Origin of the sequence: Adhaeribacter terreus, assembly GCF_042657365.1 — a bacterium.
In the GTDB taxonomy this organism is placed as follows: domain Bacteria; phylum Bacteroidota; class Bacteroidia; order Cytophagales; family Hymenobacteraceae; genus Adhaeribacter_A; species Adhaeribacter_A terreus.
In genome coordinates, this window is the sequence record NZ_JBHSKT010000002.1 from 93,214 (window position 1) to 110,928 (window position 17,715).

At 45.2% G+C, this 17,715-nt stretch carries 15 protein-coding genes; 4 read left to right on the forward strand and 11 right to left on the reverse strand.

Going from position 1 to position 17,715, the window contains the following annotated elements; genetic code table 11:
• Nucleotides 1–730: 730 nt before the first annotated feature.
• A complete protein-coding gene (locus tag ACFPIB_RS03360) occupies nucleotides 731–2,023 on the forward strand; it encodes an erythromycin esterase family protein (RefSeq protein WP_378016014.1) in 1,293 nt (430 codons plus the stop codon).
• A gap of 57 nt (nucleotides 2,024–2,080) precedes the next feature.
• On the opposite strand, the gene ACFPIB_RS03365 is transcribed toward ACFPIB_RS03360, so the two are convergent.
• The 8 genes from ACFPIB_RS03365 to ACFPIB_RS03400 form a co-directional block, all read right to left on the reverse strand.
• Nucleotides 2,081–3,553 carry a nicotinate phosphoribosyltransferase gene (locus ACFPIB_RS03365; protein WP_378016015.1) on the reverse strand — a complete coding sequence of 491 codons (1,473 nt, stop codon included), beginning with the start codon at nucleotides 3,551–3,553 and terminating at the stop codon, nucleotides 2,081–2,083.
• A 121-nt stretch (nucleotides 3,554–3,674) separates the two neighbouring features.
• On the reverse strand, nucleotides 3,675–4,544 hold the full coding sequence (locus ACFPIB_RS03370) for a hypothetical protein (RefSeq protein ID WP_378016016.1): 870 nt from the start codon (nucleotides 4,542–4,544) through the stop codon (nucleotides 3,675–3,677).
• A gap of 210 nt (nucleotides 4,545–4,754) precedes the next feature.
• Entirely contained in the window at nucleotides 4,755–5,225 is a 471-nt protein-coding gene (locus ACFPIB_RS03375; protein ID WP_378016017.1) for a hypothetical protein, read from the reverse strand.
• A 98-nt stretch (nucleotides 5,226–5,323) separates the two neighbouring features.
• Nucleotides 5,324–5,953, reverse strand: coding sequence for an ABC transporter ATP-binding protein (locus tag ACFPIB_RS03380; RefSeq protein WP_378016018.1), 630 nt, complete (start codon nucleotides 5,951–5,953; stop codon nucleotides 5,324–5,326).
• Nucleotides 5,943–6,734: an acyl-ACP--UDP-N-acetylglucosamine O-acyltransferase gene (gene lpxA, locus ACFPIB_RS03385; protein ID WP_378016019.1), complete on the reverse strand. Its 792-nt coding sequence runs from the start codon at nucleotides 6,732–6,734 to the stop codon at nucleotides 5,943–5,945. The genes ACFPIB_RS03380 and lpxA overlap by 11 nt, the downstream gene beginning before the upstream one ends.
• 175 nt (nucleotides 6,735–6,909) lie before the next feature.
• Complete coding sequence (locus ACFPIB_RS03390) at nucleotides 6,910–8,307, reverse strand: bifunctional UDP-3-O-[3-hydroxymyristoyl] N-acetylglucosamine deacetylase/3-hydroxyacyl-ACP dehydratase (RefSeq protein WP_378016020.1); 1,398 nt, start codon at nucleotides 8,305–8,307, stop codon at nucleotides 6,910–6,912.
• A 32-nt stretch (nucleotides 8,308–8,339) separates the two neighbouring features.
• Nucleotides 8,340–9,362, reverse strand: a complete 1,023-nt coding sequence (lpxD, locus tag ACFPIB_RS03395; RefSeq protein WP_378016021.1) for a UDP-3-O-(3-hydroxymyristoyl)glucosamine N-acyltransferase — start codon at nucleotides 9,360–9,362, stop codon at nucleotides 8,340–8,342.
• Between the two features lie 326 nt (nucleotides 9,363–9,688).
• Nucleotides 9,689–10,918: an HD domain-containing protein gene (locus tag ACFPIB_RS03400; protein ID WP_378016022.1), complete on the reverse strand. Its 1,230-nt coding sequence runs from the start codon at nucleotides 10,916–10,918 to the stop codon at nucleotides 9,689–9,691.
• Between the two features lie 465 nt (nucleotides 10,919–11,383).
• Here ACFPIB_RS03400 and porX point away from each other — a divergent pair, with 465 nt between their 5' ends.
• The 3 genes from porX to ACFPIB_RS03415 are packed head-to-tail and all read left to right on the forward strand — an operon-like array spanning nucleotide 11,384 to nucleotide 14,622.
• A complete protein-coding gene (gene porX, locus ACFPIB_RS03405; RefSeq protein WP_378016023.1) occupies nucleotides 11,384–12,940 on the forward strand; it encodes a T9SS response regulator signal transducer PorX in 1,557 nt (518 codons plus the stop codon).
• Nucleotides 12,941–13,393, forward strand: coding sequence for a tRNA (adenosine(37)-N6)-threonylcarbamoyltransferase complex ATPase subunit type 1 TsaE (tsaE, locus tag ACFPIB_RS03410; RefSeq protein ID WP_378016024.1), 453 nt, complete (start codon nucleotides 12,941–12,943; stop codon nucleotides 13,391–13,393).
• Between the two features lie 2 nt (nucleotides 13,394–13,395).
• On the forward strand, nucleotides 13,396–14,622 hold the full coding sequence (locus tag ACFPIB_RS03415) for an alanine dehydrogenase (RefSeq protein WP_378016025.1): 1,227 nt from the start codon (nucleotides 13,396–13,398) through the stop codon (nucleotides 14,620–14,622).
• 76 nt (nucleotides 14,623–14,698) lie between these two features.
• On the opposite strand, the gene ACFPIB_RS03420 is transcribed toward ACFPIB_RS03415, so the two are convergent.
• The 3 genes from ACFPIB_RS03420 to ACFPIB_RS03430 form a co-directional block, all read right to left on the reverse strand.
• Entirely contained in the window at nucleotides 14,699–15,217 is a 519-nt protein-coding gene (locus tag ACFPIB_RS03420; RefSeq protein WP_378016026.1) for a hypothetical protein, read from the reverse strand.
• Between the two features lie 46 nt (nucleotides 15,218–15,263).
• A complete protein-coding gene (gene map / locus ACFPIB_RS03425) occupies nucleotides 15,264–16,028 on the reverse strand; it encodes a type I methionyl aminopeptidase (protein ID WP_378016027.1) in 765 nt (254 codons plus the stop codon).
• Nucleotides 16,029–16,202: 174 nt separating this feature from the next.
• The gene (locus tag ACFPIB_RS03430; RefSeq protein WP_378016028.1) at nucleotides 16,203–17,705 is read right to left on the reverse strand and encodes a hypothetical protein; all 1,503 of its coding nucleotides are present in this window, start codon (nucleotides 17,703–17,705) and stop codon (nucleotides 16,203–16,205) included.
• Nucleotides 17,706–17,715: the final 10 nt, after the last annotated feature.

Below are 17,715 nucleotides of genomic sequence, written 5' to 3' on the forward strand. Positions count from 1 at the left end.
AAACGGCAATGAATATTTTCTGAACGGTAATTTATTTGATTCTTGTGATTCTTGTGATTTTCTAAAATATGATTTCACAATTCCGCCAGCGCAGCGTCACACGAAAATCACGTTTGCTAGAAAGCTAAACTAAAAAAAGAAGCTGACTACGAAGGGAAACTGACACCAGTTTCTGTGAGAGCGGCCTCCAAGCTTACCGGTTCCGTCAGGAAAGCCGCCATGCGGCTAGGTAAGGTTGCAGCCGCGAATGCAGAAACGAAGCCCACCCGGTTTGAGGGTGAAGATTGCCGATGGAAGTTAGAAACCAGATGCTTAGCAAAAAGGTGTTTCAAAAAACGCTAGCACTTTTGGTTAAAAAACTGCTGTCCGCCGACAAGGTCTTTCAGAGCTACGCTCGCAATCTTCGCGCTCCCGCGCTCAATTGTGCTCAGGATGATAAAAATGGTATGCTTTTGAACTAAAAAACTCAAAATGCGGCTTCATAAGTTTCCTCGACTTCGCTCAGAATGACGAAAAACGGTATCCTTTTCGGCCTGAAAAGTCAATAGCCAACGCAACTACCAACCCAAAGAGATCTCTCCTTACGTCGAGATGACAAAATAGAGTTTATAAAAACAACTCACATTAAAACATCGCTATTAAAATATATATAACCCTGTAAATAAGCGAGTAAAACCAATTTCGGCTAGAATAGTATGTAAGGTGTGCCACCCATAAAACCCTGAAAGCTATGAAAAAGATATACGAAACTCCTTTCCGGCATTATCCCCTCGAAGATGCGCAAAGCCTGGACCCGTTAATGGCGGCCATTGGCGATGCCCGGTTTGTACTTTTAGGCGAAGCTTCGCATGGAACATCTGATTATTATACTTGGCGCACGGCTATATCCAAACGCCTGATCCAGGAAAAAGGCTTCAATTTTATTGCTGTAGAAGGCGACTGGCCCGATTCGTACCTCGTAAACCGCTACATAAAAGGCTACCCCGATGGCAGTAATTCGGTGCAGAAACTTTTACAGCATTTCAACCGCTGGCCAACCTGGATGTGGGGAAACTGGGAAGTGGCTGCTTTGGTAGAATGGCTGAAAGAATACAACGAAATTCAGCCGGTGCAGAAGAAGGCCGGTTTTTATGGCCTCGATGTGTATAGCTTATGGGAAAGCCTGGACGAAATTCTGAATTACCTCGAAAAACGCGACCCTGACCTTACCGAAGCGGCCCGCAAAGCCTTTAAATGTTTCGAACCTTTTAATAACGATCCGGAAGAATACGCCCGTTCGGTAGCATTTGTGCCTGAAGATTGCGAACACGAAGTGCTGGAAATGCTGAACCGCATCCGCGCCAAAGCCAATGCATTTGAACAGGACGCCGAAGCTCATTTCAATACCGAACAGAACGCCTTGGTAACCGTAAACGCCGAAAAATATTACCGGGCCATGGTACGCGGCGGCTCAAGTTCCTGGAACGTGCGCGATGAGCACATGATGGAAACCCTGAACCGCCTGATGGATTTTCACGGGCCCGAAAGTAAAGCCATAATCTGGGAACATAATACCCACATTGGCGATGCGCGCTACACCGATATGGCTCGCAGCCGCATGATAAATGTAGGCCAATTGGTACGTGAGCAGCACGGCCGCGAAAATTGCTTTCTGGTAGGTTTCGGGTCGTATAAAGGCAGCGTAATTGCCGGTAAAAACTGGGGCGCGCCCATGCAGAAAATGGACGTTCCGGAGGCCGAGCCTGGTAGCTGGGAGCATTATTTACACCAGATAAGCGAAATGGATAAACTGATTCTTTCGGATGATATCCGGAATATCAGCGAGCTCCGCGACGTGATTGGCCACCGGGCTATTGGCGTGGTTTATAACCCAAAAACCGAACGTTTCGGAAACTATGTGCCATCGGTAATTCCGGAACGCTACGATGCCTTCATGTTCATAGACGAAACCGAAGCCGTACACCCAATCCTGACCCAGGTTGCCGGCAATATGCCACCAGATATGTATCCGTGGACTTTTTAGTGAATTATTGATTTGTTGAATGAGCGAATGATTGAATAACGTTACTACTTCACTCATTTATTTTAGATTTCTGAATTTCAGGATCAGATCGGTTTTGAGTTGGTGTAAGTTTGCTTCGAGACCAACGGGATAGGGGTGCGGATTCAAGAACCGGCGGATGCTGGGGTCTAAAGATTGCAGTTGCGATTGCGTACGCTGTTGAATTTCCGGGAGAGTAGGTAAGCGGTAAACGAGTTCCCCATTTTTGAAAACCGGCTGAAGCAGGTCTTCGAAGGGCGTTTCGGGGGCAATCGGTTTTTGTTTGGTAATGTCAAGCGGGTGCACAATTTTCATGTTTTCCGGCAGGTTTTCAGCTTCGTTATAGATCATATCAGCCACAAATTTTCCGTTCCCATCCAGAAATCTTCTAACCTGTTGCACACCGGGCGTAGAGGTTTTAATTAGCTGTTCTGAAAGTTTTAATTTGTATTGCCAGTTGCCTTTTTCGTCTTTTAAAGCTCCAAGTTTATACACACCTCCCAAAGCCGGCTGGTCGTAAGCGGTTACGAGCTGGGTGCCGATTCCCCAGGTATTTATTTTAGCGCCCTGCTGTTTTAAACTGGCGATCAGATTTTCGTCGAGGTCGTTGCTGGCTACAATATTTACTGCCGGAAAACCGGCTTCGTCGAGCAATTTCCGGGCTTCAATGCTTAAGTAAGCCAGATCGCCGGAATCGAGGCGGATGGCGGACAATTCTGAACCGTTTTCGCGCATTTTCCGGGCAACTTTTATCGCGTTTCGCACACCTTCCAGCGTATCGAAAGTATCTACCAGGAAAACAGAATCGTGCGGGAAGGCTTCGGCATATTTTTCAAACGATTCCTCCTCGCTGGCAAAGGTCATTACCCAGCTGTGCGCGTGCGTGCCTTTTACCGGAATGCCAAAAAGTTCGCCGGCCATTACGTTACTGGTTGCTTGTACACCGCCAATAAACGCCGCACGGGTAGCACTTAAAGAACCATCTACACCCTGCGCCCGCCGCATACCGAATTCCATTACCAGGTCGCCTTGCGCGGCTTCGGTAATGCGGGCAGCTTTAGTGGCAATTAAGGTCTGGAAGTTTACGAGGTTCAGTAAAGGTGTTTCTACCAGCTGCGCCTGCAATAGTGGTCCCGAAACCCGGATCAAAGGTTCATTCGGGAAAACTACCGTGCCTTCCGGAATGGCTTCTACGTGGCAGGTGAAATGTAAATTCCGGAGATATTCTATAAAATCGAGGTCGAATAATTCGTCGCCTTTGGCATTGCGCAAGCTGGTTAAATATTCGATGTCGTTATCCGAAAATTTCAGGTTCTGCAGAAAATGGACCGCGTATTCCAGACCGGCACAAACTGCATAACCGCCTTCAAACGGGTTTTTCCGGAAGTATAAATGAAAGACAGCTTGTTGTTCGGCACGGCCGGTTTTCCAGTAGCCATAGGCCATGGTAAGCTGATAAAGATCGGTGAGTAAACTAAGCGAAGTACCGTAAAGGTTGCGGGTAAAATCCATGCGGAAAGGGTTGCTGCTGCTGCTTTAACGGCAAAGAAATCGGTAACGTTTTACGTTGTTCTTTGATGACTTTTTCGGGTGGAAACCCTACCGTTTTTTAGGTATCTGTTTGCTTAATCGGTTATTTCCGGGGGTAAAAATACAGGTTCACCGGTGCATTGATAAAACCTTTTTCGCTTAAAGTAAAGAAACCGGAATTGTTGCCGGCAAACGTAACGGCTTCGCCCTGGGGCTCCACTTTATACGGAATGTCTACGGGCTGCTGCTGCAGAAAACTTTCGAGCGGTTCGCCGGCTTGTTGTTTGTAGTAATTTAACCCGGAATAAGTTTTCAGAATGGCTTCAGTACCGTCTGGCGAAAGGGCGGCGCTTACCACTCCTGTAAAGGTAATTTGCCCAACGAGCTGCGCAGTATCGATGGTAGTATATTTAAATGGAGCCGAAATTTTATAAATACGCGAAGGATCGTCTTGTTTGGTAATAATCAGGATGTCGTTAGTTTTAGGATCTACGAGCAGCGCTTCGGCATCGTGCGAACCATCCGGGTACCGGAAACGGATCTGCTGGATCGTATGCACGGTATCGGTTGTCGGAGATGGCTCGGTGAACTGGTAAATGGTGTAGGAAGTTTGCTTTTTGTTGTTGTCGCCTGTGTCGGCTATATAAAGCTGGTTGCCGGAAAGCGCCATGTCTTCCCAATCGCGGTTCTTAATGCCTTTCAGATATACTTTTTTCGAAAGATTTCCGTCGTGCCCGATCAGATGCAATTGTGTAGGGTTACCGCTGTCTTCATGCGCCCATAAAAATCCCGGATTAGATTTGCTATCAGCAATGCCGGAAATCTCTTCAACTCTGGGGTTTAGCGTTCTGCTCTGCGGATCGGTGCTGAAAGGCTGACCGTTTACAGATGGCGCTGCATCGTCGTTTTTGTTACAGGCGGCAAATAAAAGCAGGAACAGTAAATAAAACGGAATTCGGAAGAGTCGTTTCATTGGGCTGGCATGGTTTAGAGCGCGTAGAAAAGTTTAAAAAACTCTTACGGGTTTCAGGTCATGCTGTTTAAGAATGAAAGCTTTTATAGGTAAACTACCGTATCTGAAAAGCCGAAGGAAGTTTTTTAGGTGGAAAGGATAGCGTTTTTTCTAAAATAAGAATTAATGCTAGGGCGAGCTTCGATGCTAATAAATTGATTTTTTGCAGGGCTAAATGAAATGATTCTTAACCTTTTCTTGCTTCAGATACCTAATTAGCAGAATAATTGGTACAGACCAAATCAAAGCGCCGATTATATGATCTATTCCTAGTTTCCCATTATCGAAAAAATTATGAGGTGCAATAAATATTGACTGACACCACACAGAAACAAGGTATAGAGTGGCAACTACCTGAAGCAATACTCTGGCCCAATTTCTATAACGAATTAAGAAAACCCCAATTACTAAAAATGACAAAGCAAAACCTATTGAAATTATTGCAATAGGTTTTACAAATTCAACCGTTTGGTCATAGAAATGACTCTTTTCTATATTGTATTCCACTTCAATTAAGTAGTCAAACATGAATAGGCCACTTATGGTACTTAGTATTTCTAAAGTCGAAATTATAATAAGTACAATTCCGATGATTTTTATTGTTTTAGCTTTGCTTTCCACCATATTTTTTGTCCTTCCCATTTGTTAATTTACTAATGACGTAACTAATCTATTGATATAGAAGAACAAATCTAGTTTCCAAAAAAGAACCAAAAACGCTATCCTTTCCGCCCCAAAAACTATTTTTTCGGAGCCGGATGGTAATCGGTAATATGCAAACGTTCGTCGGCGAAGCTGTATTCGTGAGAAATGTTGGAACCGATGATGACGATGCGGTCTTTTTTGTTCAGGCTGAGATGTTCGAGGTACCAGTCAATGCCTTCCTGATCGAGGTTGGTGGTGGGTTCGTCTAAAAGCAGGAGGGGAGCCTGGGTGTAAAGGGCCATGCCAAGCTTTAAACGCTGTTTCATGCCGCTGGAAAAATCCTTTACAAACTTGTTGCGGGCTTTTTGCAGGCGCATACGGTCAATTAATTCCGGCACGGTTACGCCATTCAGCTGCTTGAACTTCATGTGAAATTCCAGCACTTCAGTGAGCGTAAATTCTTCTACGGTTTCTAAATAAGGCGCGGCGTAGGAGAGGTAGCGGTAAATTTCTTCTACCGGAACGATATGGTTTTGAAGGGAAAAAGTCAGTTGGCCTTCGCTGGGCAGCAGAAAGCCGGAAATAGTATTCAGCAACGTAGATTTTCCGGAACCGTTATGACCAAGAATGGCGTACGTATTGCCCGCCGTAAATTCGTAAGTCAGGTTCCGGAAGATCCACTCAAAATTGTAGCGTTTTCCGAGGCCGGAAAGCTTAACCTGCATCGCGGCCTTGTCCTTTTATTACGCCTCTTTCTGAACTGCGGAAGAAATTCAGGATCTCGTCGCGCTCCATGCTCGAAGGCATTTCCATTTCGATTTTCTCTAAAGCCGCAGTATAGTTCAACCCGCTTAAGAAAAGAATGCGGTAAACCTGCTGAATTTCGTTGATCTGCTCGTTTGTATAACCGCGGCGGCGCAAACCAATAGAGTTGATACCGGCGTAAGAAAGTGGTTCACGCGCAGCTTTAATGAATGGCGGCACATCTTTCCGCACCAGACTTCCGCCCGAGATCATGGAATGCGCGCCAATTTTTACGAATTGGTGCACTGCCGTAGTACCGCCAATAAATACATGGTCCTGAATTTCGATATGGCCGGCCAGCTGCACGGAATTGGCAATAATTACGTTATCGCCGATAATGCAGTCGTGAGCAATGTGCACGTAAGCCATAACCAGGCAGTTTTTGCCTACGGAAGTCGTGTTTTTATCTAAAGCCGTGCCCCGGTTCATGGTTACGCACTCCCGGATAATAGAATTATCGCCGATCACGGCCGTGGAAGCTTCGCCCTGGTATTTCAGATCTTGCGGCGGCGCCGAAATTACCGCCCCCGGAAAAATTTTGCAATTCTTGCCAATGCGCGCGCCTTCCATAATGGTTACGTTCGGACCGATCCAGGTGCCTTCGCCAATTTCCACGTCTTTATAAATGGTGGTAAAAGGCTCTACTACCACATTCTGGGCAATTTTAGCTTCCGGATGAATATATGCTAACGGTTGAGTCATTAGACTTTGGGTTAATTAGAAATTAGGAATTAGAAATTAGAAATGGGTTTTTATGCTTAGAAGACTTTATAAAAACCAACTCCGTTGCTGGTAGATAAAATAAACTTTGAAACTGAATCTGATTTAAGTCGCCAGGTCAATTTCTAATTCATAATTTCTAATTTCTAATTAAAATTTAAACGTTCTCTTTTCTTACAATACTGGCGCTCATTTCAGCCTCCATTACCACTTTGCCGCCTACAAAAGCCTGGCCTACCATTTTGGCAATACCGCGTTTTACCGGGGCTAACAGCTCGCATTTAAAAATAATGGTATCGCCGGGAAGTACTTTTTTGCGGAAACGGCATTTTTCAATTCCCAGGAAGTAAGTCCAGTAGTTTTCCGGATCCGGAACGGTATTTAAAACCAGGATTCCACCGGTTTGCGCCATAGCCTCGATCTGCAAGACGCCTGGCATAACCGGGTTACCCGGGAAATGACCCTGGAAGAAGGGCTCGTTCATGGTTACATTTTTTATACCCGTAACCGTATTTTCGTCCAGATGAATGATCTTGTCAATAAGCAGAAAAGGGTAACGGTGCGGAAGGGTAGCGGCAATTTTGTTGATGTCCATTACCGGCTCGCGCTTCGGGTCGTAAACCGGCACGTTCTTGATGGCGGCTTCGTTCATCGCTTTCTTGATCTTCTTCGCGAAAGCAACGTTGGCCGCGTGGCCCGGGCGAGCTGCCAGGATCTGACCTTTCAACGGACGGCCAACCAAGGCAAGGTCACCTATTAAATCTAGAAGTTTGTGGCGGGCCGGTTCGTTTTTGAAGCGCAGTTCGGTGTTGTTCAGAATGCCTTCTTTCTTAACTTCTACTTTCGGCTTGTTCAGTAGGGTAGCCAAATGGTTTAATTCATCGTCCTGCACTACGCGGTCTACCACCACAATGGCATTGTCCAGGTCGCCGCCTTTTATCAGGTTTTGCTTGAAAAGCATTTCCAGTTCGTGTAAAAAGCAGAAGGTGCGACAAGGTGCGATCTGCTCTTCAAACTGGCTTATATCGGTAATAGAAGCGTGCTGCGAACCCAGCACCGGCGAATTGTAATCTACCATTACGGTTACGCGGTAATCGTCTAAAGGCAAAGCAGCTAATTCTACTTCGCGGCCGGCATCTTTAAAACTGATACCCTGAGGAATTTCGAAAAAGTTGCGGAGTGCGTTTTGTTCTTCAAAACCAGCTTCGCTCAGTGCTTTCACAAAATCTATCGAGCTGCCATCCATGATCGGCGGTTCCGGACCATCGAGCTGAATAAGTACGTTATCGATCTGCAAACCAACCAAAGCGGCTAAAGTATGTTCCACGGTATTTACGCGGGCGCCGTTTTGCTCAATGGTAGTTCCTCTGGAAAGGTCTACTACGTTATCTACGTCGGCATCTATAATGGGCTGGCCTTCCAGGTCTATGCGCTGAAATTTATAACCGTGGTTTATCGGTGCCGGCACAAACGTCATATTGGCTACAACGCCGGTGTGCAGGCCAATGCCCGAAACCGTTACCGGCGCTTTGATGGTGTGCTGTTTTTCGTTCATTAATAAGTTCTTAATAAAAAGAATGCGCGAAATTAGCGCTTTTCTTTTAGTTCGTCTATTTCTTTTTGGAGTTCAGGCAGTTTCCGGAAAACGGTAAGCGCCCGCAGGTTTTGCTTGTAATCGAAGGCCGGGGAACCCTGAATAATAGTGCCTTCTTCTTTTATAGATTTGGAAACGCCGCTTTGCGCGCCAATAATGGTTTTATCGGCAATAGTAATGTGGCCTACAATACCCACCTGACCAGCCACGGTGCAGAAATTACCCACTTTAGAAGAGCCGGAAATACCGGTTTGCGCCGCAATTACGGTGTGCTTGCCAATTTCTACGTTGTGCGCAATTTGTACGAGGTTGTCTATTTTGGTGCCTTCGTGAATAATGGTTGAACCCATGGTGGCGCAATCGATGGTCGCGTTGGCGCCGATGCTCACGTTATCTTCCAGAATTACGTTACCTATTTGTGGAATTACTTTGTAGGTGCCGTCTTTCTGCGGGGCAAAACCAAAGCCATCGGAACCAATTACCGCGCCTGCGTGAATGGTGCAGTTGTTGCCAATTACGGTATCCGGGTAAATTTTAGCGCCGGCGTAAATAATTACGTTGTCGCCGATCTTAACATTATCGCCGATGTAAACATGCGGAAAAAGGCGGGCGTTAATACCTATTTTACAGTTCTTGCCGATATAAGAAAAAGCCGCGCGGTAGAAATTTTCGCCAATGGTTGAATTTTCGCCCATAAAAGCCGGTTCTTCCACGCCGGTCTTAAAAGCGATCAGCGCTTTCTGATATTCTTCGAGCAGTTTGGAAAAGCTGGTATAAGGATCGTCTACGCGGATAAGCGAGGCATCAGTGTGTTGCTTTAACTGCAGATTCTTGCCCACAATTACAGCCGCCGCACTGGTAGTATATAAATAAGGTTCGTATTTCGGGTTCGATAGAAAGGCCAGGGTTTTTTCGCCGGCTTCTTCTATTTTGGCTAACGCGCTGATCTTCCGGTCGGGGTTGCCCTCCACGGTTCCGCCCAGCATGTCGGCTATCTGTTGAACAGTAAATTCCATGATGCAAAAATAGGGAATAATTTAAACCGTTATTTTTTTAAGCGCGCAAAGATGGAATAAATTTCCGGATGTTCTGAAAGGAGGGAAGATTATAAGATAGGTTTGCAGTTTTTGGAGTGAAAAGGATAGCGTTTTGGTTAATTGTAGAGACGTAATATATTACGTCTCCCTGGAAAGCACAGAAATGATCTGCAGTTAATGGTAACCGGAATGTAGCAATATCAGAAAAAAGAAAATCGTGAAATGTAAAAACGTACAATATGAAAATCGCGAACGTGAAAATCTTAATGCGTGAAAGAGACGTAATATATTACGTCTCTACAGTTTTATCCCGCAATTTCCTTCGGATAGCAAACAAAAAACTTTTCTACTTTATTGCTCAGCGCCCGGATGTTTGGCAGATCGGAAGCTTCGGCTAATTCTACTACTTTGCCGTATTTGGTGAGCACGTTAATGGCTTCGTTGGTTGTGTTGTAGGCGTTATTGCTTATTTTCCCGGAAATCATGATGTAAGGCAGTTCTTCTTCGGTAATCCCGAATTTTTCCATGACCAGTTCGGCAATACCCAGGCGGAAATCTTCTTCCAGCGGCTCTGTGGTAATGATGATCTTGAACAGTTTGCGGTCGATGATGCTGGAAGAAAGGAAGGCCAGAATTTTATCTTCGTGGAAAACCCATTGCTTGATCGCGGCCCAAACATCCATATCGTCCAGAGCTACGAAATTGCGCATGATCAGCGGATCTTCCTGAAAATCAGAAAATCGGATGTTGTTGGCCAGGAAAAGTTTCAGCGACGGACTGGCGGCTACGTCAATTCCCTGCAGCATGAGTTGGCGGGCGCGTTCTACGGCTTTTAAAACCATATTTTCGGCGCTTAAAACCGTTTTGTGCAAATAAACCTGCCAGTACATCAAACGGCGGCTTACCAGGAAATTCTCGATGGAATAGATGGCTTTTTCTTCCACCACCAGTTTTTCATCTACCACGTCCAACATTTTCAGCAGGCGGCTTGCGCCAATTTTGCCTTCCATTACGCCGGTATAAAAACTGTCGCGGTTCAGGTAATCCAGGCGGTCTACGTCAAGCTGACTGGAAACCAGTTGATGGAAAAACGGCCGTTCATAATCGCCTTTGAAAATTTTTATAGCCAGATCCAATCTTCCGTGAAATTCCTGGTTCAGCAACTCCATGATGTAGGAAGAAATATCTTCGTGGTGCACTTCCTTGAAAATGGCGGTTTCCAGGGCATGTGAAAGCGGACCGTGACCAATGTCGTGCAGCAAAATGGCAATTAAAGAAGCTTCGTATTCGGCATCCCAAATAAAAGTACCCTTCGCGCGCAGCGTATCCAAAGCCGTACTCATTAAGTGCATGGCACCTAAAGCATGATGAAAACGCGTATGCAAGGCTCCGGGATAAACAAAATCGGTGAGGCCAAGCTGCCGGATGCGGCGCAAACGCTGGAAATACGGGTGCTCGATTATTTCGAAAACCAGGCCCGAAGGAATGGTGATGAAACCGTAAACGGGATCGTTGAAGATTTTTTTCTTGCTCAAAATGCTGTTCGTAATGAAAGTGCAAAGATGCGGAAATGGTACGGATTTGAAGGGAAAAAGTGCTCGTCTTTTCAGTCACCTCCGGCTTGAAAATAACCACCCCCGGCCCCTCCTTGAAAAGGAGGGGAGCTGCTCACTGCTCCACGTTGAACTTGTACTTAATAGAGAACAGTAAAAAAACGGTATGGTTTCAGCCTCAAAAAGTTAAATAGAAGCAGGAAAGAAAAGCTCCCCTCCTTTTCAAGGAGGGGCCGGGGGTGGTTGTTTTTTAAGTGCGGTTGAATTTTCTTAACAACGCCATTCCATAGAATGATCTAAATATTCGTATTTTTGAATTCTTATTTCTTTGCAATAAAAAGTAACCTTTCGCGTAATTAAACGTGCTTAAGGCAGTGCCCGGATGATCCGGATTTTTACTGAAAAAACGGTAGCGAAATAGCACCAAAAACCCGATAAATAATTAACATGCAACGATATAGTATTCTGTGGGCCGATGATGAGATCGATCTTTTAAAACCGCATATCATGTTCCTGCAAGACCGTGGCTACGATGTAACGCCGGTGCCGAGCGGAGCCGATGCCATTGAGAAATTCAACGAACAGAATTTCGACGTGGTTTTTCTGGATGAGAACATGCCCGGAATCAGTGGTCTGGAAACGCTTAACGAACTGAAAGCCAGCAAGCCAACCATTCCGGTTATCATGATAACCAAGAGTGAGGAAGAGCATATTATGGAAGAGGCGATCGGTTCTAAAATTGCCGATTACCTTATTAAACCTATTAACCCGAACCAAATATTGCTTTCTATTAAGAAAATTCTGGATAACAAACGCCTGGTTTCCGAACGCACCAATATCAGTTATCAGCGCGATTTCCGGCAGCTGGGCATGGCTTTCGGCGACCGTCTGAGCCCGAAGGAGTGGGCAGATGTATATAAGAAACTGGTTTACTGGGAGCTGGAAATTGACGAGACCGAAAACAAAAGCATGAGTGATGTGATCACGATGCAGAAGGACGAAGCCAATTCCAATTTCTCGAAATTCATTATCGATAATTACGAAGACTGGCTGAATAATCCGGATGACGAAACGCCGCTCATGAGCCACCAACTGTTTAAGCAGCGCGTTTTTCCGCTCATGAAAGAAAGCAACGTGCCGGTTTATTTCGTGCTGATCGATAATTTGCGTTACGACCAGTGGAAAATTCTGGAGCCGATCATTGCCGAATATTTCACGGTAGATAACGAAGAAATGTATTATTCCATTTTGCCAACCACTACGGCTTACGCGCGGAATGCCATTTTTGCGGGTATGATGCCGGGCGAAATTCAGAAGAAATATCCGAATAAATGGGTTTGGGACGACGACGATGAAGGCAAAAACCTGAACGAAGCTGACTTTATGGAGATCAATCTTCAGAATAATAAGATCAGCGATAAATTCAGCTACAACAAAATTACCAACTTAACGGCCGGCAAAGAGCTTATCAGCAAGTTTAATAATTTGCAGAATAACAAGCTGAACGTGATCGTGTATAATTTCGTGGATATGCTTTCACATGCGCGGACCGATATGGCCATGATCCGCGAACTTGCTTCCGACGAATCGGCTTACCGGTCGTTAACGCGTTCGTGGTTTTTGCATTCTCCCTTGTTCGAAACCTTGAAAATGATCTCGGAGAAAAAAGGGAAACTGGTTATTACCACCGACCACGGCACCATCCGGGTAAAGCGTCCGTTCAAAATTGTGGGCGACCGGAGTACCAATACCAATCTGCGTTACAAGCACGGTAAGAACCTGGGTTTCACGGAGAAAGATGTGTTTGTGGCGCGCAAGCCGGAGCATTTGGGATTACCGAAAGAGAATATTTCTACGGCCTACGTTTTTGCGCAGGAAGATTATTTCTTTGCATATCCCAACAATTATAACTATTATGTGAACTATTACAAAGATACTTTCCAGCACGGAGGTATTTCTTTGGAAGAGATCATTATTCCGTTTATAACTTTAAGCGCGCGTTAAATGGCTGCAATTGCCGAAACCGGTAAAACGCTGCACGTGGCTTCGCTGGAGAATTTACCACAAGCTGCGGCAGCTTTTCATACTTTTTTAACCGAAAACCCTACCGTTTCGGTGGTGCTATTTGAAGGCGAAATGGGGGCGGGAAAAACCACCTTCATTAAAGCCATTTGCCGTGAACTAGGCGTAACCGAAGCGGTGAGCAGTCCTACTTTTTCGCTGGTGAACGAGTACGAAGGCCGCGACGGAAAACGCATTTATCATTTCGATTTTTACCGCCTGAACGAAGAACGCGAAGCGCTGGACATTGGCATTTACGAGTACCTCGATTCCGGAAATCTGTGTTTAATAGAGTGGCCTTCCAAAGTAGAAAACCTTTTGCCCGAACACGTACTTTTGGTGAATATTGAAGCCGACGCCAACGGACAACGCACGATTACCTTGAAACTTACCTGATTATGACCAGTAAAACGCCGCCGGGTTTTGCCGCCATTGCTGCTAACCCGGTTCTCAGCCCGAAAGAATCGATGCTGGCCGTGGAAACCAAACGGAAACGCCTTTTTATTGGCATCCCGAAAGAATCTTCGTTGCAGGAAAACCGCATTGGCTTAACGCCCGCAGCCGTAAAACAACTCACCGATCAGGGCCACGAAATTATTATTGAAAGCGGCGCCGGCGAACCCAGCAAATACTCCGACCACGATTTTTCGGAAGCCGGTGCGCAGGTGGTTTATTCTACCAAAGAAGTGTATGAGGCCGATATTATTCTGAAAATTGCGCCGCCTACTTACGATGAAATGGAATATCTGAAAACCGGGCAAACCTTAATTTCGGCGCTGCAATTCGGGAGTTTAACCGCCGATTACGTGCTGGCGCTTTGCCGCAAAAAGGTAAACGCCATTTCGTTTGAACTTATAAAAGACAAATCGGAAACCAAGCCCGTAGTGCGCGCCATGAGCGAAATTGCCGGCAGCACGGTTATGCTCATTGCCGCCGAATATTTAAGTTCCAGCAACGAAGGCAAAGGCGTAATTTTAGGTGGCATAACCGGCGTTCCGCCCAGCAAAGTAGTAATTATAGGCGCCGGCACGGTGGCTGAATATGCCACACGCGCGGCCATTGGTTTGGGTGCCGAAGTTAAAGTTTTCGACGATCAGATCTACAAACTGCGCCGTTTGAAATACAACATTGGCGCGCAACTTTTCACGAGTACCCTGGATGGCGTAATTCTACACGATAAGATCAGAACCGCCGACGTGGTGATTGGAGCGTTGAGTCCGGAAGATAATCGCGCCAATTACATGGTTCCGGAAAGTGTGGTGGCGCAAATGCAGCCTGGTTCGGTAATTATTGACGTAAGCATTGATCAGGGTGGTTGCTTCGAAACTTCAGAAATGACTTCGCACAGCCGGCCGGTTTACCGCAAATACGACGTGATCCATTACTGCGTACCGAACATTGCTTCGCGCGTGCCGCGCACGGCTACCAATGCGCTGAGCAACATTTTTACGCCTATTCTGCTCGAAATTTCGCAGTACGGTGGCATTAACGAGGTGCTGTTTACAAACGAACATTACCGCAGCGGCGTGTACATTTATCGCGGCAGCTTAACCAATGCGGCTATTGCGAAGAAATTCGGGATGCGGTATAAGGAACTGGGGCTGATGATTGCGGTGCGGAATTAGAAAACGCTATGCTTTTAAGGTGAAAAAGTGCTGTGATGGAAGTCACAGCACTTTTTTCGCTGAAAAAGATATCGTTTTATTCGCCGGCGTTATACCATTTTAACGTTTTTATGTTTTCTAGTTCAATGTTTTTTATTTTCATGCTATTTAAAACATTCATTGCTTTTTCAGTACACAAAATATGCATTGTTGATCCTGTTATAAAAAAATCACTCCCATCCCAAGTTGAAATGTCAAAGCTATAGCCAGTAATAAAACCAGTTTGCTTAGGTTTAAAAGCAGGACCACATTTTCCTATACATTGGAAACCATAATACTTAGTTGGCAAATCTTCAGATTCTACCTGGTAGGTTTTCCAACCAGTAAGGTTTGCATTTTCTAGTGCGTTTTTTAATTTCTCAGAGATTAGAAAATTCCAACTGTCCTGAAGGCGTACAACATCATAAGCTTTTTTGCCTTGGCTCTTTTTAACCACAATTTTATCAGAGGAAAGGTTGCCGGTTTTTAAAAGTTCATAATCATAAACTCCGGAAACTTCAACAAATAAATCTATATTATTTGATTTAAAGCCGAAGCTAAAAAACTCTTGGTTCATTAAGGTATGGTTAATTTATGTAAATCAATATCAGTAAAGTGGCTTCTTAATCCCAGATCGCATTCATAGCCGTCAGAATGATTGGCTCGTTGTCAGTGATGACAATGGTATGTTCGTGCTGGGCCATAAATCCACCTTTGTTTCCAACTAAAGTCCAGCCGTCTTTCAGCGTGTTGGTATAAGTAGACGTGGTGGAAATAAAAGTTTCGATGGCTACCACGGAATTCTTTTTGAAGCGGCGCCGGTCGAAGGTGTTTTTGTAGTTGAGCAACTCATCCGGTTGTTCGTGGAGGCTCCGGCCGATGCCGTGACCGCCCAGGTTTTTGATCACTTTGTAGCCCATACGCTTGGCTTCGGTTTCCATTAAATACCCGATATCGGCAATGCGCACGCCGCCTTTTATGTTGCTGATGGCTTTTTTTAAGATGGTTTTGGAAGCGTTTACCAGGTTCTGGTGGTTGTGAATGTCTTCGCCCAGCACAAAAGAATTGCCGTTATCCGACCAGAAACCGTACAGTTCCGCCGAAACATCGATGTTCACCAGGTCGCCTTCCTGTAAAATGCGTTTGTCGGAGGGAATGCCGTGGCAGAATTCGTTATTCACGCTGATGCAGGTATAACCGGGGAAACCATACGTAAGAAAAGGAGCAGATTTTGCCCCGAAATCAGCCAGAATTTTAGCGCCATGCTCATCCAGTTGTTTGGTGGTAATGCCGGGCTGCGCAAATCTGGTCATTTCTTTTAAGGTATAAGCAACCGCTTCGCTTACCCTTTGCATTCCCTCTAACTCGGCTTCTGTAGTTATAGACATGGTTCTTTTTCAGTTTCAAAATTTATTGTCAAGCTATTTTTTACCTGACCGTTAATTCCCGGTAAACAAAGTAATTTTAGTTATCAGCGCTTAACGGGAAGATCTTTCATGAATTCAACAAAATGGATCAGGCTTCGGTTCTAAGCACTTTTTCTGCCTGAAATCCTAGCGTTTTTACTTGCCGGTGGTATAGGTTTTGGCATCTTTGGTGGCGCCCCAATATTGCAGCAGTTTGCCTTGCGCTTCAGAATTGCCGGGCCAGGTTATTTTTTCCCAGAACATAACTGTACAATCGGTTTCCAGGGAAACGTGTTGCTCCGGCGAATTAATAATGGTTTCGAGGGCCGCTTTTTCGCAGTTATAAGCGGTATGGTCGGGCGTTTCTGCACTACTGAAAATGATGGCAAAAAGTACCAGGCCCGCTATGTAGAGTTTCTTATAACGGAAGTTCAGGTTTAAAAGAATATGCCAGCAGGTTAGCCCGAAGAAATAAACAAGTACCAGATAAGCGGGTAAAAACGTATGGTTTACAATAATGTAAGGTCGGTAATGGCGGTAGCCGCCTAAGGGAAGCAGTAGTACGTAGATCGCACAGAAGATGAGCGCCACACCCAACATTTTCAGTATCCGTTTTCCGGTAACCAAATCCTGACGGAGTAAAATTGCATTCACGATCAGGGTTAAGAAAATGAGAGAAAACGCCGGGCCAAATTCATGTCTGAAGCCATAAAACAATTGTTGATTCAGGCCGGTCGGAAGCAATTTATAACGCTGTAGTAAAGGTACACTGTAATCATTTTCAATATTGAAAGTGCCCAGGTAAAATGAGTAGAGACTTACCAACGATATAAAAATGAAATAAAACAATACCGGTTTCGGAATGGCTTGAATTGCTTTTAAGGTTTTGGAGATTAAGTTTTTAGCTTCATTTTTACGGAAATGCTGCCACCATAAATAAAGCAGTACCGAAGGACAGATGATGAGGACCAGCGGAGCATTCAGCGGACCGTTCAAAGGCACAATTAGCGTTAAGATAAGCAGAAGCAAATGGTGCCAAAAATTAAATTTCAGTGGTTTATTGTGATAAAAAGCGCGGTAAAACGGTAGGAAAAACAGCATTAAAACTGCTACCGCAAAGGCGTAGAAGAACATGTAGGTAATGGAACCGCTTATAATACTCAACCGGTAGAAAGCACCGTGCGTCTGAAACAACGGAACTATAATTGCGGCTGCCAGAATAAATTTCGGTTTCCAGAATTTGCCGGTGCCGGTAATATAAGTGCCCAACAACCAAAGCAGCAATAAGTGTGTACCCCAACGCGCCAGCGCAGAAGCCAGGTAAGACGCAGAAAGCGGATCGGTGAAATGCTGCAGAAAAAATGGCACCGTTTTAAAATACGTGCTCATCGACCAATGCACAAAGAAACGGTTGGGGGCAGCATATTTTTCGCCGGAAGTAAACACGCTGAATCCCAGCGGATCTTCCAATACCCGGGCATACCACTTCACCGGTAAAATTACCGGAGCCATATCGCCATCGTGGGGCAGATAATAGAGCTGATAAAAGGTGTAAGCAGCATCCAGGATCAGGAAAAGCGCCAGCAGGTACGTTAGCTTTTTATTCAGTTTCACAGCCGTATTATCGGGGGGTAAAGCAGTTTTTGTGGTTAAAAGCATACCGTTTTAT